Genomic DNA, 17,256 nt, shown 5'->3' with positions numbered 1-17,256 from the left:
TTTTTCATTGGCAAATCTTCACATTGGTAGCCTATAATAAAGATAATGGAGGGATTACATGGAGGAATTAATCACCCAGCTGAAAGAAATGGGTTTTACAGAATATGAAGCGAAGGCCTATACGGCACTTGTTCAGCAAAGTCATGTCAGTGCTTATCAGGTTAGTAAAAATTCTGGCATACCACGTGCAAGAGTGTATGATATTTTAAATATCCTTGTAGAAAAGGGCATCGTGTTAAAAGAAGAGACCGCAGAACAAACGACCTATTCGGCAATGCCTGTGTCTGTGTTCTTACAGCAAATGCAACAGCGCTGGGAGTCGAATTTTACGTCTATAAGCGGGAAATTAGAGAAATTAGAGGAAAAAGTACAGGAAGCTGAGCCTAAAGTGGTCATGCTGAAGGGCAAGGAATCCATTATCAACTATTGTCAGTCACTTCTAAAGAAGGCGAAGAAAAAAGTGATGCTGTCGATGTGGGAAGATATGTATGATGCCTTACGTGAAGATTTGCAAGAGGTGGCGCTGCATGTTCCTGTTCATGGCATTACGTTGTATGTAGGAGAGCATCTCGCCTCAATTGACCAGCATAGAGCCACACATTATACAAAAAAAGCGTCTACACCGCATTGGTTTATCTTATCGATAGATGGTCAGGAAATGATTTATGGTCATTCTCCATCTACCCAAGAGACGGCCTTTATCACCAATGATCCGGTTCATATTTATTTGTTAGAGGATTATATATGGCATGATGTGCTCATCAATCGGTTAGTAAAACGTGATGATCAGGAGTTAGAAGACTGGATTGCTAAGGAGCGTAAAGCTTTTTTCTTAGAATAGTCGTATAAGGAAGGGGAGGAACTTGAAAAAATTCGTGTTGCTAGGTTTAATGAGCCTACTAATGCTAGGAGCCTGTAATGCTACACCACCTACCGATCCACCAACGATTCATGAGCTAACGGTTGTCCCAGATAATGTCCAGAAAAATATCGTTTCTAATGAAAGAATACAACTATTGCATGAAAAGGATGCTCCATATTACCTTGTTTATTATTCAAAAGGGAATGTATTGGCAAGTATTACAGCTGAGGGAAATAGGCTTATTATCCAGTTAGAAGAAGGCAGCGAGCAAAGGAAAGAGGCTCAACCCTATGTTTTTAAAATCACCGTCAAGAATCCTGAGCTGGATACCATTGATTTGCGAATAAACGGTCAGAGTACGCCAATTGATCGTATGACCATTATGTGATAAAAGAAACCGAAATCCCTTTAGAAATGAGATTTCGGTTTCTTTACGTGATGTCTAATAAAAGACTTTGTCTACGTTATATTTAGAGCGGAAAGTATTAATCGCATATGTTTCGTAAATTTCACGTTCCATTGGATCTTCTACTTCATAGACTTCAATTTTGAACACTTCATCACGATGGTTTTTCATCGGAGATACATTATCCTCGAAATGTTTTTTAATACGTTGACGAATTTTACGTGCTTTCCCAACAAACAATAGCTCATTCTTGTCATTATAGAATAAGAAAATGCCGCCTTTATCACGTGTGATTTTATGGAAGTCAATAAAACCAAAGTAAGGTGTGATCGGCACATCACCTGGTTTTAAATCTTGTTCACGTTGACGGATTACTAGATCTGGTTTTGGAAATTCAATTTTAATCAAACTATTCACGTTCCTCTCTCTTACTAAAAGTATATGGTAACATAATTACGGCATGTTTACCATAAATTTTAAATGTAGAAACCCCACAGATAGCAAGCTTAGTGTACATCAAATGACCAAGAAACATGCGCGTGAATCACAAAATATTCTATGAATTATTGATATTCTAACAAGTTCATGTTACAATTCAAGATAATTAAATAATCTTATCAAGAGAAGCTGAGGGATTTGGCCCGATGACGCTTCAGCAACCTCTAACAATCGTTAGAAAGGTGCTAATTCCAGCAAAGGATTTTTTCCTTTGAGAGATAAGAGTGGACGTGAAAAAAATCCTTCTCATTCTATCTCGTATGGAATGAGGAGGATTTTTTAATTTCGTTGCATCCTACGCAAGCAAGATTTGCTAAAAGAGAGTGATTATAGAGAGGGGAAAGCAAGATGCCAATTAATATTCCGAAAAATTTACCAGCTGGAGAACATTTACGTGAGGAAAAAATCTTCGTCATGGAAGAAGATCGTGCGAAAACACAGCAAATCCGTCCATTAAATATATTAATATTAAATTTAATGCCTGAAAAAGAAAAAACAGAGCTCCAATTATTACGTTTATTGGGGAATACACCATTACAAGTCAATATTACCTTTTTGAATACAGCCACACACGAGTCTAAAAATGTGAGTAAATCCCATTTGCAGCTTTTCTACACAACGTTCAATCAGATTCGACACCGACGCTATGATGGTATGATTATAACTGGTGCGCCAGTAGAAAAAATGGCTTTTGAAGAGGTCAACTATTGGCAGGAAATTTCAGAAATTATGGATTGGTCTAAAAAGAATGTGACATCCGTGCTACATATATGTTGGGGGGCACAGGCTGCATTGTATCATCATTATGGCATTGGGAAGGTTGAGCTTTCTGCTAAATGCTCAGGCGTCTATTCCCATGTGATTACAGATTTAACTGTAGATTTGGTACGTGGCTTTAGTGATTTATTTACTGCACCTCATTCACGCTATACATCTGTTTCGATTGACGAGGTTCGCAATCATCCAGATCTACGATTATTATCCTATTCAGAGGATGCTGGGGTATTTATTGTACAATCAAAAGATAATAAAAATATTATGATTACGGGGCATCTAGAGTATGATGCGACAACGCTAGCCGATGAATATAGTCGCGATGTGGCGAAGGGCATAGATATCGCCGTTCCTGTAAACTACTTCCCGAATGACGATCCGACACAAGTGCCGATGAATACATGGCGTGCCCATACGCATCTATTATTCTCTAACTGGTTGAACTACTATGTTTACCAAGAAACACCATATGAATGGGATTTTGTAGATGAAATCGAATATCATATTTAATTAATAAAAAGTCTAATTTCTTTTCTAGCTTAGAAGAAATTAGACTTTTTGATTGTCATCTTCTGTTTCCTGCTGAGGTGTTTCGTTTTTTTGAGCCTTGGATTTACGATTGCGAATAACTACCACAATCAACAAAAGTATGGGTAATAAAATGGTGAAAATAAAGGAAAAGATTGGCCAAATTTCATTATTATAATTAGTAGAATGCACAATATCTGGATGAACAATTTGAGAAAGTCCAATGACAATTATACCCATCGGTATAATAAGCGGACGATGATCCTTAATCTTCAAAATTTGTGCAAGGCCAACAACGGTCGTATAGAAATACATAAATGTACGAATATATATAGACGTAATCCACATAAATGCCATAATGATTTCTATGCGCTGTAAAAAATTCCCTATAGATATTCTTTGCGCTAAGGCATAGCTAGGAAATGTCCTTGATGCAGTGTTTTCAGGACCTAATACAAGAATCGATAGGACAATCAACGTAACTAAGACGATTCCGCCAAGGATTGCCCCAATATATAGCCCTTTCTGTGCAGACGGCTGTACATTGACGCCAGTAGGATAGAGCATCAATAATACAATTAATGGAAAGGAAAAGATACTCATAAAGCGTGCAATACTATAAAACATAGATGCTTTGGTCGCTTCTAGTAGAGGCTGAATATTCTCAAATGTAATTTGAGGGGTAATACTAATGACGAAAAAAATAAAAATAAAGATAAACAATGGGAAGAGGATTTCTGCCGAACGGGCAAAGGTCTCAATCCCTAAATAAGCGGCATACATAATAAGGATACTGAACAGTAGGGCAAATGCTAATGTCGGTGTCTCTGGCATAACTTCCGTTTTCATGAAAATACCGATAAAATAAAGTAATTCTCCAGCCGAAAGAAAGGTCATAATCAGGAAACAAATCGCTGTGATTTTCCCGAAAAAACGCCCAAGAATTTTTTCATTGGCCTCGATAAAGTTTAGGGACGGTGTTTGATTGGCCAGTGTTAAAAATAATTTTAGAACCAGTAAACTGAGCAGAACACCAATGCTTGCCGCTATCCAAGCATCTTGCTTAGAGGCACCAGTAATACTCGAAGGGATAATTAAAATCGCTGTACCGATAGAATAGAGAAAGGTAACGATTGTAAACTGTCTTGAACTAATTATCTCTTTTTCCATCAAGCTACCCTCCGTTTCTCAGTCCATCTTTCTATTTTGTGAATGACACAATGTAATCCCTAATCGGTGTGAAGATAAAGGTAATCAAATCTAATGGGCTAGGAATATGGATTTTAAGGGCAATCCCCATATTTAAAGCCGTTCCAATAAATAGCAAAAAGGAGAATACAATAATGGCTTTTCTATCCTGTTGCTTTTTTAGCTTTGGAATAAAAACAAGAGCAACAATGATTGCAATAATCAAGATAGCTACTGCTAGTACCATCTCATTACTCCTCCTTTGGCTTGTTTAATAATGAATTTTGCATCGTACCTGAACCTTGGGTTGTTACCTTTACATGAACAGCCACTGCTAAATCTGGAAAAATGGAAGTCCAGTCATCCTTAATTTTTTTCCACTGCTTTGGATCTGCCCGATGTAGGGCATCCCCAAATCCAAAAACATCGACTTCATATTGCTGTTGAATTTTCTCTACTGTTTTTTCAATGCGGTCATCAATCCCCTGGGCTGTTTTTTTATTAACGTAATCAATCGATTTATTTTTGGTAAGATCGATATCACATTCGACCTCTCCAACATTCTGCTCTACATTAATATGGACATCGATTTTCGGTTTCCCGTTTTTAAATGACCCTTTCACCTTTGTAGTGGATTGGGTGATTTCAGTAGACAAGGTCCCTTTATTAGGACAGGCGATGATTTCTATCGTACTTTGAATTTTGTCATTAAGAAAACTAATACTTTTGCTTTCGCTTTCAGTCAGTAGCCCTATATATTTATCCCCTTTAAATACTGCTAAACCTGTATAACGTAATAGCACAGGTGTTTTAACACGTTGCACATTTGTTTGATCTACACCTAATTTCTTATCGCCATGAACTTCAATAGCAGAAATTAACGCCCCTTTATGCTTATTGGTTAACGTATTGACTAATTCATCAATATTAACAGCTATCGTGGAGCCCCAAGCCTTTTCAGAGACATCAAGGGAATTCAAGATTTTATTTGCAGGAACTTTTTCGATGGGTGTTAGTACATTTAATACTTCCTTCGCTGTTGCTTCGTGAGACATAATGACGTCGAAATCCTTACGAAATTCATGGTCCCTTACAATTAAATCAAGTGCATCACTAATGCCTTCTTTCGCGAGATCTTCCCCTAATACAACCACTTGAAGGTGGGCAAAATAAGGTTTTCGAGCTGCAATAGTCGTCATTTTCCGAATGGCTTCAAAGATGGTCTCGCCTCTCGAATGATAGCTAACGACAGGAGAGCGTTGAGTGGAAGCTTGGCGCACTGAGACTTCACTAGGATCAACAATTTGAACTGTAATTTCATATTCCTCATCTATTTTGTCAATGCCAAATGCTACGACTATGGCCAATTCATTTAATTCACGCTTACTCCAGCAGCCACTTAACAGTATTGTGAGGATACATAGTAAGCAAATCCAGTTTATTTTTGCCATATTTCATTCCTCATTTATCCAGTTGTTATTTCCTGCTTTTTACATTGATATATTTATGTCCTCTAACAATATTTTTTTGATTGACCAAACGAGGTCGTGTAAGTAACTTTCTACGCGGGAACAGCAGAAACGCATCCTTCTGATCCTGTAATACCAACGGTGCGAATGGGCTTAAATAAGGTACACCAAATGAACGAATGCTACATAGATGAAGAATAATTAGCATAATGCCAAACATTACACCGAATAAACCAAACATAGCAGCTAAAATCATTAATGGGAAACGTAGTACACGAATCGTATTCGATAAGCCATAGGCAGGGAATAGAAAGCTACAAATCGCTGTTAAGGCTACAATAATTACCATTACAGCGGAAACGACGCCTGCATCAACTGCTGCCTGACCAATAACTAAAGTACCTACGATGGATACCGCAGGACCGATTGTTCGAGGCATACGAAGTCCAGCTTCCCTTAAGACCTCAAAGGCAACCTCCATAATAAGCGCTTCTACTACTGCAGGAAAGGGTACGCCTTCCCTTTGTGAAGCAATGCTAATTAACATGGGTGTCGGTAGCATTTCCTGATGAAAGGTAGTAATCGCCACATACAAGGATGGTGCTACTAATGCTAGACTGATACCAAAGAAACGCAAGATACGTACAAGTGAGCTAATCATCCAATGCTGATAATAATCTTCTGCTGATTGTAAAAAGGATGTAAATAGCGCTGGAACGACTAAGACAAAAGGTGTGCCATCAACTAGAATCGCCACTTTGCCATCTAATAATTCACCTGCGATGACATCAGGTCGTTCAGAGTTGTAGACGGTAGGAAACATAGAGTTTTTTGAGTCTTGAATAAAATCCTCAATATAGCCACTTTCCAGAATGCCATCAATATTAATACGATCTAATCGAGCCAATACCTCTGCGACGATTTTGTCACTGGCGATGCCATTTATATACATCACTGCTACATCTGTTTGTGTCACATCTCCGATAACGCGTGATTTTATCCAGAGATTCGGACTTTTTATTTTGCGACGAATGAGCGCTGTATTCGTACGCAAGGTTTCCGTAAAGGATTCCCTCGGTCCGCGAATTACGGATTCCGTCGATGGCTCTGTGACAGCTCGATCCTTGGCACTTCTAGTACTTGTCACAATCCCTTCGGCAAAGCCATCTAATAAAATAACCGTTTCACCATTGAGAATGGCATTGTAGAGTGTTGTGAAATGCTCAATATTCGTCACATCGCCTACCGTTAAATAGGAATTCCGAACATATTGATTAATGGTTGTTATTTCAATATCTTGTTCTTCTTCAATATTTGCCATCAGTTTATCGATAACAGAATCAGAAATAGTCGTTTTATCCGATAAGCCATCAATGGAAATAATGGCGAGGCTATGGGGATCAGTTTCTCCAATCGCAATTTCACGTATGATAATATCATTACTATGCCCTAGTGATTGTTGAATGATTTTTATATTTTTAGATAGGGAAGTATACAATAAATCGTTCGTTGTATGGGATGGGGAGGTCTCGTTATTGTTAGACATGGACATGTGTTTTCCTCCTCAAATGGTCGTTCATTACCTTTAGAATGGACAATTTTTTTGAGAGATAAACGAAAGAGATATGAAAAATCTAGCTATTTGTGGCAATATCACATTCCTTGCAACTTTCGTGTGTCTTGTTTTGTAATAAATAAAAAAACAGTCTGTCCTTTCATGTATGGAAAGGACAGACTGCTTTATGTACGATAGTCGTATTGTAATTCATCATTACTTGTATCAACATCAACATGTAAATTGTGATCGTTAAAGAACCAAAGATCTTTCTCATCAATGTAATAGATAACACCATCAATTTCTGTTTGCACACCTATGGCAATAGGTTCCTCACGTGTCATTCCTAGTGAAAAGCCTTCGTGAAACGGACTTGAGCCACCATAACGTGCATAAAAACGAATTGTATCACCAGGTTCAACTTCCATTTCATGTTTGAACCATTGTAGGGCTTCATCTGTCAATGCAATATTCATTTCAAATGCTCCTCTCTTCCTACAGCCATTTTACCTTTGGTTCGGTGCCGTTTTTAATACGAGCAATATTGGCACGGTGACGATAAATAATAAAGGTAAATAAAAAGGCTACCAAGATGCCTAATGCAAAGTCACCTGTAATAAAATAATAAACGATTGCATAGATAAGCGCTACTAAAGCGGCTATCATTGATGTTAAGCTGACGATTTTTGTGATTTTTAATGTCACAATAAAGGTAATAAATAGTAGGACAAAGAGTGGCCAAGAATAGCCTAATAATACACCAGCTGACGTTGCCACAGCTTTCCCACCACGGAAGTTGGCAAAGATCGGGAACATATGACCGATAACAGCGACAAGACCCAGTAATAAAGAGTGGAGTGTAGTATCAGAGAAAACAGGAAGTGTCACGAGTAAGACAGCGGCAGTTCCTTTTAAGACATCCATCACCGTAACAATAATACCAGCCTTTTTCCCTAATGTTCTAAAAGTATTGGTCGCACCAAGATTACCGCTCCCGTGTTCACGAATATCGGTATTATAAAAAATTTTGCCTATCCATAATCCAGAAGGTATAGAGCCGATTAGATAAGCACATAAAATAATAAGTCCATTGATCATAGTTGGACTCCTTTCATTCATAGTCCATCACTTGGTACTAATAGTTTGTAACAAGTATTTTACACTTTTTCTTGCTAATCTACAATGTTATGAAGGAGATTTCATCCGAAGTCTTGAATCAATACAAAAGAGAATCTATTAGTGAGGACTAGGCTTTTAGACATAAATTTGTAGGAAGCACTAAAACCTTTATAAAAATATAGGCAAAATGGCAATTTTGTCAATCGCTCATTCCTTTGGTAGAATAGAAGTCTAACTTTATCCTGTTTAATCGCAAGGCACGAGTTAGTGTGCTTTTATTTGCAAGCATCACAACTTTATTTTGCAACTAAGTAGGCTTCAATGCGTCAAATGATGATGGAAGCTAGAAGCAGTCTGTCTTGCTCAAATACCAATTTTAAGCAACTGTTGAAGATGTTTACTATTAATAAAAAAGATCAAAACTGTGAGCAAATTTTAAAATTTTATTGGACCTGTCGCTAGCTATTGACAGGAAATGCTATTATTATTAGGATGAGAACATAAATAGAACATGTGTTTGTTTTTTGGAGGGGAATTTTTTTGACGAATAAACAGTCACCTAGCGTCTATAATGATGACGCTATACAAGTATTAGAAGGATTAGAAGCGGTACGCAAACGACCTGGCATGTATATCGGTTCTACGGATGGCCGTGGACTTCATCACCTTGTGTATGAAATCGTAGATAATGCGGTGGATGAAGCACTGGCTGGCTTTGGATCTCATATTATTGTCACAATTCATAAAGATCAAAGTATGAGTGTGCGCGACTTTGGCCGTGGGATGCCAACCGGTATGCATAAAATGGGCAAACCGACACCAGAAATTATTTTTACAGTGCTACACGCTGGTGGTAAATTTGGTCAAGGTGGCTATAAAACAAGTGGAGGTTTACATGGTGTTGGTTCTTCCGTTGTGAATGCGCTCTCAACATTTTTAGAGGTGACAATCCATCGCGATGGTAAAAAGTATCGTCAACGCTTTGAACATGGTGGACAGCCTGTCACAACACTTGAAAATATTGGGCAGACCAAGCAGACAGGAACGCTTGTTCATTTCCTACCAGATGAAACGATCTTCTCTGTCACAAAATTCAATTATGATACGTTAGCAGAACGATTACGTGAATCAGCCTTTTTATTAAAGGGCTTAAAAATTGAATTAATTGATGAGCGCGAGGAAGGCAAGAGCGATGTGTTCTTTTATGAGAATGGCATCGAGGCTTTCGTTGCGTATTTGAATGAGGAAAAAGATGTCCTTCATCCAGTAAAATATGTAGAAGGCGTACAGGATGAAATCGAAGTAGAGTTCGCTTTCCAGTATAACGATGGTTATTCAGAAACGATTTTATCATTCGTTAATAATGTCCGTACACGTGATGGTGGTACACATGAAACGGGTGCAAAGGCAGCATTGACACGTGTCTTTAATGAATATGCAAGAAAAATTGGCCTATTAAAGGACAAAGATAAAAACCTTGAGGGGACAGATATTCGTGAGGGCTTAGCAGCGATCGTGTCTGTTCGTATCCCTGAGCATTTACTGCAATTTGAAGGACAAACAAAGGGCAAGCTTGGGACAAGTGAAGCTCGTTCTGCAGTAGATAGTGTAGTGTCTGAGCAAATTTTGTATGTGCTAGAGGAAAATGCAGAGTTATCAGCTTCTCTTGTTCGTAAAGCGATTCGAGCGCAGCAAGTGCGTGAAGCAGCTCGTAAAGCGCGTGAGGATGCACGAAATGGCAAGAAAAACAAAAAGGGTAGTACGATTTTATCTGGAAAATTAACGCCAGCTCAGTCACGTAATGCGGCAAAAAATGAGCTGTATTTAGTCGAGGGTGATTCTGCGGGTGGCTCTGCTAAACAAGGTCGTGACCGTACATTCCAAGCGATTCTGCCATTGCGCGGGAAAGTAATCAACACAGAAAAAGCCAAGCTACAGGATATTATGAAAAACGAAGAAATTTCAACGATTATCCATGCGATTGGGGCAGGTGTTGGTACGGATTTTGCGGTGGAGGATTCTGCCTACAATAAAGTAGTCATCATGACCGATGCGGATACGGATGGGGCACATATTCAAGTCTTGCTATTAACATTCTTCTATCGTTATATGCGTCCGCTCATTGAGTCTGGGAAAGTCTATATCGCACTACCGCCGCTTTATAAAGTCTCAAGAGGTACAGGGAAAAAAGAAGTCATTGAATATGCTTGGACAGAAAGTGATTTACAAAAGGCCATCAAGAAGGTTGGAAAGGGTTACATATTACAGCGCTATAAAGGTCTTGGTGAGATGAATGCAGACCAACTGTGGGACACAACGATGAACCCTGAAACACGGACATTGATTCGTGTCACAATCGAGGATGGTGCACGAGCGGAGAGACGTGTCACGACGTTAATGGGTGATAAGGTGGAACCACGTCGTAAATGGATCGAAGCCAATGTAGACTTCGGTATGGAGGATGATTCTAACATTTTAGAGAATGAATTCATCCAACAAGAGGAGGACCAAGCATGAGTAGTACAGAAAAGTTTCAAGATTTACCGTTAGAAGAAGTAATGGGTGACCGTTTTGGTCGCTATAGTAAATATATTATTCAAGACCGCGCGTTGCCTGATGCACGTGACGGTCTTAAACCAGTACAGCGCCGTATTTTATATGCGATGTTTACGGAAGGCAACACACATGATAAGCCGTTCCGTAAATCCGCAAAAACAGTGGGTAATGTAATTGGTAACTATCATCCGCACGGCGATAGCTCTGTGTATGAAGCGATGGTACGGATGAGTCAGGACTGGAAGGCACGTCATATGCTTATTGAGATGCACGGGAACAATGGCTCGGTAGATGGCGATCCTCCAGCTGCAATGCGTTATACAGAGGCGAGACTATCAGCTATTGCCGCTGAAATGCTACGAGATATTGGCAAGAAAACGGTCGAATTTGTGCCAAACTTTGATGATCAGGATATGGAGCCAACTGTATTACCAGCACGTTTTCCTAACCTTTTAGTCAATGGCTCTACAGGAATTTCCGCTGGTTATGCGACAGATATTCCGCCACATGCCTTAGATGAAGTACTGGATGCTGTGTTGATGCGCTTAGACAAGCCTAATGTTACTGTAGATGAATTGATGACGGTGATTAAAGGACCTGATTTCCCAACGGGTGGAATCATTCAAGGTGTTGATGGCATTAAAAAGGCGTATGAAACAGGTCGTGGTAAAATCATCGTCCGTGCACAAGCAGTTGTTGAACCAATTAAGGGTGGTAAAGAGCAAATTGTTATCACTGAGTTACCATATGATGTAAATAAAGCGAATCTTGTGAAAAAAATTGATGAGCAACGTGTAGATAAACGACTAGAAGGCATTGCAGAAATTCGAGATGAATCAGACCGTACAGGCTTACGTGTCGTAATTGAGCTGAAAAAGGATGTACCAGGACAAGGAATTTTACAGTACTTGTTTAAAACAACGGATTTACAGGTAGCTTATAATTTTAATATGATTGCCATTCATAATCGTCGTCCAACGATGATGACATTGCCATTATTGCTAGATGCGTATATTGCCCATCAAAAAGAAGTGGTAACAAACCGTTCTATTTATGATTTGCAAAAGGCAAAGGATCGTTCCCATATTGTAGATGGATTAATTAAAGCCCTTTCCATTTTAGATGAAGTCATTGCGACGATTCGTTCTTCAAATGATAAGAAGGATGCGAAGCTTAATTTACAAGCAAAGTTTGATTTTACAGAGGTACAGGCAGAGGCCATTGTAAGCCTGCAATTATATCGTTTAACGAATACGGATATTACAGAGCTTCGTCAGGAACAGGACGAGTTAAATAAGCTAATTGCGAAGCTAGAGGGGATTCTGCAAAGTGAGGCTAAGCTTGTGCGTGTTATTAAACAAGAGTTGCTAGATATTAAGAAACGCTTTACAGAGCCTCGCCGCTCGAAGATTGAGCAAGAAATTGAAGAAATTAAAATTACATTGGATGTCCTTGTGCCAAGTGAAGAGGTTGTCGTAACAGTAACGAAGGATGGTTATATTAAACGTACATCCACACGTTCTCATGCCGCTTCAAACGGGCAAGATTTTGCCATGAAGGATTCAGATTATTTATTGTATGAAGCAAACTTAAATACACAGCACCATCTACTGCTTTTCACAAATCGAGGCAATTATATTTATCAGCCTGTTCATGAGCTGCCTGATATACGCTGGAAGGATCTCGGCCAGCATATTTCAAGTATTGTACCAACAGGGGAAGATGAATCGATTATTGCGGTTTATGGTTTCGAAACATTTGACCAACCAAATACGTATGTCTTCACAGCCACAAAAGATGGCCAAATTAAGCGCTCACCACTCGCAGACTATGCGGTAACGCGTTATTCAAAGCCAATTAAAACGATGAATGTCAAGGCTGGTGATGCGATGATCTATGCATCATTTGTAACAGATGACGTGGAGCTGATGCTCACAACGGATACAGCCTATGCGATTCGTTTCCCAATGGAGGAACTACCTGTGACAGGTGTGAAAACAGGTGGTGTGAAAGGGATCACACTAAAAGATGGAGAAGCCTTAGTTGGAGTCAATGTATTACAGCCTGATGTTACCCACTATGTAGTGATTGTGACACAGCGTGGGGCCGTGAAGAAAATGAATGTCGCTGAAGTTGAAGTAGCAAGTCGTGCAAAACGTGGACTAAAAGTATTAACAGAGTTAAAAGCAAACCCTCACCGAATTGTGGCAGTTGTTCAAGCAACAGACGAGGAGCAGGTTGTGATTGAAACTGAAAAAGGTGTTCAAGAGATGATTGACGTACAAGCATTGTCTCGTGCGGATCGCCATTCCAATGGTTCATTTAAAGTGGATATTGCAACAGATGGAGCAATTTCTCATGTTGTAACAGCCAAAAAAGAACAGAAACCAAGCTAAAAGCATGCCCAGCCTCTTAGGAGCGCTGGGCTTTAAGCTCTATTCAAAAATAGCACCTTGTCATTTAAGTGAAACTATGGGTATAATAATCATCGAAAAGTTCATAGCGAAAGAATGTAGGGGGGCTAGTAATTGCTAGCTGAGATTGTGTCCGGTAGACGCTGACCCTTTGAACCTGATTTGGCTCGTACCAGCGTAGGGAACATCTATTCAAAAAGCAAAGTTTTGAAGATTGATTGCAATACGTCTGGGAGGAATCCTAGGCGTTTTTTTATGTTTTCAAGCAACAGCTTGCCAACATTGTATACGCTTTCTTCTGGTGACAACATTCATTCATGAACACTTTCATATTACAAACTGGGAGGCTTTCGCATGAAAAAATGGTTTTTTATTTTATTGGCAGCACTATTGACATTAGTAGGCTGTAGTGACAAGGATGACAAGCAGGCTGCAGACAAGCTGAAAAAGGTGTCTGTGGTACTGGATTGGACGCCGAATACAAATCATACAGGACTATATGTTGCCAAAAAACTCGGTTATTTTGAGGAACAGGGTTTAGATGTTGATATTATTATGCCTGGTGAGGCGGGCGCAGATCAGCTTGTTGCTTCTGGAAAGGCGGATTTTGGCGTGAGCTATCAGGAAGGCATAACACAGGCACGAGTCCAAGATGTGCCGCTGGTCTCCATCGCAGCAATTATACAGCATAATACATCTGGCTTTGCTTCTATTGCTTCGAAGGGCATTACATCACCAAAGGATTTTGAAGGTAAAACCTATGGTGGTTGGGGCGCACCATTAGAGCAAGCCGTTTTACAATCACTCATGCAAAAAGAAAAGGCAGATATTAATAAGCTAGATATCGTCAATGCAGGGGATTTAGATTTCTTCACAATGATGGAAAAAGATATAGATTTTGCTTGGATTTATTATGCATGGACTGGGATTGAGGCTGAGCTGCGTGGGGAAAAGATTAATATGCTATATCTTACAGATTATAGTGATCAATTGGATTATTATACGCCAGTTTTAGCTACAAATGAAAAAATGATACAGGACAACCCGGATGTAGTCAAAGCCTTTGTGGCAGCTGCATCGAAGGGCTATGAATACGCAATTGAAAACCCAAGTGAAGCGGCTGATATTTTAATCGAAGCGGCCCCTGATTTAGATAAAGCGTTAGTGCATAAAAGTCAGGAATGGCTGGCTGATAAATATCAGGATGATGCCAAGCAATGGGGAGAGCAAAAGCTTTCTGTGTGGGAAAATTACGCGAAATGGATGTCTAGCAATCAAGTATTAGAGGGCGAATTTGATGCGAAAAAAGCCTTTACTAATGATTTCTTACCTAAAAAGGAGGCCAAATAAGATGGCAAATTCATTAATCAGTGTACAAATCATTCCGAAGACAGAGAAATATGAAGATGTTATACCATATGTCGATGCAGCAATTGCGGTGATCGATGCTTCTGGGGTGAAATATGAGGTACATCCATTGGAAACAACGATGGAGGGTGAGCTTTCAACATTGCTCCAAATCATTGAAAAAATGAATGAGAAGATGATCGAACTTGGTGCCATTAATGTCATTACACAAGTGAAAATTTTATATCAGCCAACGGGTATTACGATGGATACATTAACGGAGAAATATCAGTAATGAAACGTGCATTACAGAAGGGAAGGACGATAATTTTTATCGCCTTCCTCTTGTTCATATGGGAACTAATCGTGCGGTTTGCTGAAGTTCCTCATTGGTTAGTACCCACACCAAGTAGTATTTTGTCAGAAGCCATCCAGTCGTATCAAACCTTTCTACCACATGCATTCGCTACAGTACAATTAGCTCTACTAGGATTAGCCATTGGCATCGCTTGTGGGCTAACGGTGGCAATAGTGTTGCATCGATTTACATTTATTCGAGAACTGTTTTATCCAATTCTTATTATGTCGCAGAATGTTCCTATTCTAGTCTTGGCACCGCTCCTTATTATTTGGTTTGGCTTTGGCTTATTACCGAAGCTTATCATTATCTGTCTTGTGTGCTTTTTCCCGATTGTCATTGCAGCGATGGATGGATTTAGACAAACTGCTCCAGAATTAAAGCATTATTTTGCCATGGTTGGTGCTACAAGGGCACAAACCTTTTGGAAGCTGGAATGGCCTTATGCCTATCCCGCTATTTTTTCAGGCATTAAAATTGCGGCTACATATAGTGTGATGGGGGCTGTGATTGCGGAGTGGCTTGGTGCAAAAAAGGGTATTGGTGTTTACATGACCCTAGCCCAATCCTCCTTCCGTACGGATCGCGTATTTGTGGCAATTTTTGCGATTGTTCTCTTGAGCTTACTATTGTTTAGTGGTATTCGTTTAATTGAAAAATTCATGGTGAAGGGAAGAGGCTATCATGCTCAGCATTCAAAACATCGCTAAATCCTTCGATGCGCTCAAAGTCCTTGATCAACTTTCTTTTGACGTCAAGGATGGAGAGTTTGTGGCCATCGTTGGTCCTTCAGGCAGTGGTAAAAGTACACTTTTTCAATTAATTGGTGGTGTTTCGCCAATTGACCAAGGAGCCATTTTATTAAATGGAGAGGATATCCAACAAAAAAAAGGAACGATTGGCTATATGCCACAGCAGCCATGTCTATTACCCTGGCGTACAATAGTAGAAAATGTCACGCTTGTAGAGGAATTACAACATAAACCAAATGTTGAACGTGCCAAGGAATGGTTAGAAAAGGTTGGTCTTGCCTCTTTTATCCATGCCTACCCGAACGAACTGTCTGGAGGCATGCAGCAGCGTGTGTCCTTTATTCGAGCAATGGTCAGTGATAAGCCGATTTTATGCTTAGACGAACCATTTTCTGCGTTGGATGAATTTACTCGACTGGAAATGCAAGCATGGCTTTTATCTATCTGGGAAGAGTACCGCAAATCCATTCTATTTGTTACACATAGTATTGAGGAAGCTCTCTTTTTAGCAGATCGCATACTTGTTTTAACCAAACGTCCAGCTACCGTTAAAAAGGAAATCATCGTGCCGTTTGAGAGACCTCGGAAAGAGGAAATTCGACATTCTGCAGCATTCACAGCGTTAAAGCAACAATTATTTATGTATTTACAGGAGGAAAAGGGTGATATGTATGTTGATTGATGCGCATATTCATTTGGATCAGTACACTGATGAGGAAATTCCTTCCTTATTAGAAGAAGTGAAAGCTGTAATCGCGGTTAGTATGCAATTTTCCTCTTGTGAAAGAACGTTGCGTTTATCGAATAGCTATCAGCAAGTAAAGGCTGCATTTGGCTTTCATCCTGAACAGCCTTTACTAAGTCCAAATGATGAGACAGCTTTATTTGATTGGATTCATTCGCATCAGGATGATATGGTTGCTATTGGTGAGGTGGGTCTACCTTATTATTTAAAACAAGAGCAAGCGATTGATGAACGTCCCTATGTGGCGCTATTAGAGCGTTTTGTTGTATTGGCGAAGGAACTGGACAAGCCAATTGTGTTACACGCAGTATATGAGGACGCCCATATTGTGTGTGATTTGCTGGAAAAACATCAGCTTCACGAAGCCCATTTTCATTGGTTTAAAGGGGATGAAGCTATTGTGAAGCGCATGATAGAGCGTGGTTATTTTATTTCCATTACGCCAGATTGCTTGTACGAAGAGGAAATTCAACAGCTAATTCATGCTTATCCCATTGAACTAATGATGGTAGAAACGGATGGTCCTTGGCCGTTTGAGGGACCGTTTACGAAGAAGCGTACATCTCCCTGGATGATGCACTCAACGATTGAGGTGATTGCCTCCATCAAAGGGCTATCAACACAGGAAGTGGCCAAAATTATTACGCAAAACACGAAAACATTTTATCGGCTTTAATAAGAAAAA

Annotated in this window: 17 protein-coding genes and 2 riboswitches; of the genes, 10 read left to right on the top strand and 7 right to left on the bottom strand. The window is 39.6% G+C overall.

The annotated features are described in order from the left end of the window. Nucleotides 1–58: 58 nt before the first annotated feature. Together LBYS11_RS11865 and LBYS11_RS11860 are read left to right on the top strand one after the other, a co-directional pair. Complete coding sequence (locus LBYS11_RS11865; protein ID WP_054550238.1) at nt 59–841, top strand: TrmB family transcriptional regulator; 783 nt, start codon at nt 59–61, stop codon at nt 839–841. A 22-nt stretch (nt 842–863) separates the two neighbouring features. Next, nucleotides 864–1,250 (top strand): hypothetical protein, encoded by a 387-nt coding sequence (locus LBYS11_RS11860; RefSeq protein ID WP_103118205.1) that lies wholly within the window; start codon nt 864–866, stop codon nt 1,248–1,250. A 54-nt stretch (nt 1,251–1,304) separates the two neighbouring features. Here the strand turns inward: LBYS11_RS11860 and LBYS11_RS11855 are convergent, their stop codons facing one another. After that, on the bottom strand, nt 1,305–1,676 hold the full coding sequence (locus LBYS11_RS11855; protein ID WP_004227912.1) for a nucleotide excision repair endonuclease: 372 nt from the start codon (nt 1,674–1,676) through the stop codon (nt 1,305–1,307). A 203-nt stretch (nt 1,677–1,879) separates the two neighbouring features. Continuing rightward, nucleotides 1,880–1,991, top strand: a riboswitch (SAM riboswitch). Nucleotides 1,992–2,114: 123 nt separating this feature from the next. Between LBYS11_RS11855 and metA the strand changes: the two genes are divergently transcribed. Then, nucleotides 2,115–3,050, top strand: a complete 936-nt coding sequence (gene metA, locus LBYS11_RS11850; protein WP_004227915.1) for a homoserine O-acetyltransferase MetA — start codon at nt 2,115–2,117, stop codon at nt 3,048–3,050. Nucleotides 3,051–3,089: 39 nt separating this feature from the next. On the opposite strand, the gene LBYS11_RS11845 is transcribed toward metA, so the two are convergent. From LBYS11_RS11845 to plsY, 6 genes are all read right to left on the bottom strand, one after another. Continuing rightward, nucleotides 3,090–4,238 (bottom strand): GerAB/ArcD/ProY family transporter, encoded by a 1,149-nt coding sequence (locus LBYS11_RS11845; RefSeq protein ID WP_103118204.1) that lies wholly within the window; start codon nt 4,236–4,238, stop codon nt 3,090–3,092. A gap of 31 nt (nt 4,239–4,269) precedes the next feature. Beyond that, nucleotides 4,270–4,503 carry a hypothetical protein gene (locus tag LBYS11_RS11840; protein WP_054550235.1) on the bottom strand — a complete coding sequence of 78 codons (234 nt, stop codon included), beginning with the start codon at nt 4,501–4,503 and terminating at the stop codon, nt 4,270–4,272. A 4-nt stretch (nt 4,504–4,507) separates the two neighbouring features. Beyond that, nucleotides 4,508–5,707, bottom strand: coding sequence for a Ger(x)C family spore germination protein (locus LBYS11_RS11835; protein ID WP_054550234.1), 1,200 nt, complete (start codon nt 5,705–5,707; stop codon nt 4,508–4,510). 25 nt (nt 5,708–5,732) lie between these two features. After that, a complete protein-coding gene (locus LBYS11_RS11830) occupies nt 5,733–7,277 on the bottom strand; it encodes a spore germination protein (RefSeq protein WP_054550233.1) in 1,545 nt (514 codons plus the stop codon). 188 nt (nt 7,278–7,465) lie between these two features. Next, a complete protein-coding gene (locus LBYS11_RS11825; protein WP_048393071.1) occupies nt 7,466–7,756 on the bottom strand; it encodes a HesB/YadR/YfhF family protein in 291 nt (96 codons plus the stop codon). A 19-nt stretch (nt 7,757–7,775) separates the two neighbouring features. After that, nucleotides 7,776–8,378 (bottom strand): glycerol-3-phosphate 1-O-acyltransferase PlsY, encoded by a 603-nt coding sequence (gene plsY / locus LBYS11_RS11820; protein ID WP_048393068.1) that lies wholly within the window; start codon nt 8,376–8,378, stop codon nt 7,776–7,778. Nucleotides 8,379–8,939: 561 nt separating this feature from the next. Here plsY and parE point away from each other — a divergent pair. The 7 genes from parE (at nt 8,940) to LBYS11_RS11785 (ending at nt 17,247) form a co-directional block, all read left to right on the top strand. Next, nucleotides 8,940–10,916 (top strand): DNA topoisomerase IV subunit B, encoded by a 1,977-nt coding sequence (gene parE / locus LBYS11_RS11815; protein WP_048393067.1) that lies wholly within the window; start codon nt 8,940–8,942, stop codon nt 10,914–10,916. Next, nucleotides 10,913–13,351: a DNA topoisomerase IV subunit A gene (gene parC, locus LBYS11_RS11810; protein WP_103118203.1), complete on the top strand. Its 2,439-nt coding sequence runs from the start codon at nt 10,913–10,915 to the stop codon at nt 13,349–13,351. The genes parE and parC overlap by 4 nt, the downstream gene beginning before the upstream one ends. A 108-nt stretch (nt 13,352–13,459) precedes the next feature. Beyond that, nucleotides 13,460–13,570, top strand: a riboswitch (TPP riboswitch). 153 nt (nt 13,571–13,723) lie between these two features. Continuing rightward, nucleotides 13,724–14,719: an ABC transporter substrate-binding protein gene (locus tag LBYS11_RS11805; protein ID WP_103118202.1), complete on the top strand. Its 996-nt coding sequence runs from the start codon at nt 13,724–13,726 to the stop codon at nt 14,717–14,719. 1 nt (nt 14,720) lies between these two features. After that, on the top strand, nt 14,721–15,011 hold the full coding sequence (locus LBYS11_RS11800; protein WP_004227928.1) for a thiamine-binding protein: 291 nt from the start codon (nt 14,721–14,723) through the stop codon (nt 15,009–15,011). Then, entirely contained in the window at nt 15,011–15,784 is a 774-nt protein-coding gene (locus tag LBYS11_RS11795; RefSeq protein ID WP_048393064.1) for an ABC transporter permease, read from the top strand. Before LBYS11_RS11800 ends, LBYS11_RS11795 begins: the two co-directional genes overlap by 1 nt. Beyond that, on the top strand, nt 15,759–16,508 hold the full coding sequence (locus LBYS11_RS11790; protein WP_103118201.1) for an ABC transporter ATP-binding protein: 750 nt from the start codon (nt 15,759–15,761) through the stop codon (nt 16,506–16,508). The genes LBYS11_RS11795 and LBYS11_RS11790 overlap by 26 nt, the downstream gene beginning before the upstream one ends. Beyond that, a complete protein-coding gene (locus LBYS11_RS11785) occupies nt 16,498–17,247 on the top strand; it encodes a TatD family hydrolase (RefSeq protein ID WP_103118200.1) in 750 nt (249 codons plus the stop codon). Before LBYS11_RS11790 ends, LBYS11_RS11785 begins: the two co-directional genes overlap by 11 nt. Nucleotides 17,248–17,256: the final 9 nt, after the last annotated feature.

Source organism: Lysinibacillus sp. YS11, from assembly GCF_002896375.1.
Taxonomy (GTDB): Bacteria; Bacillota; Bacilli; order Bacillales_A; family Planococcaceae; genus Lysinibacillus; species Lysinibacillus capsici.
The sequence above is the reverse complement of the archived record's forward strand: the minus strand, read 5'-3'. Positions and strand labels throughout refer to the sequence as shown.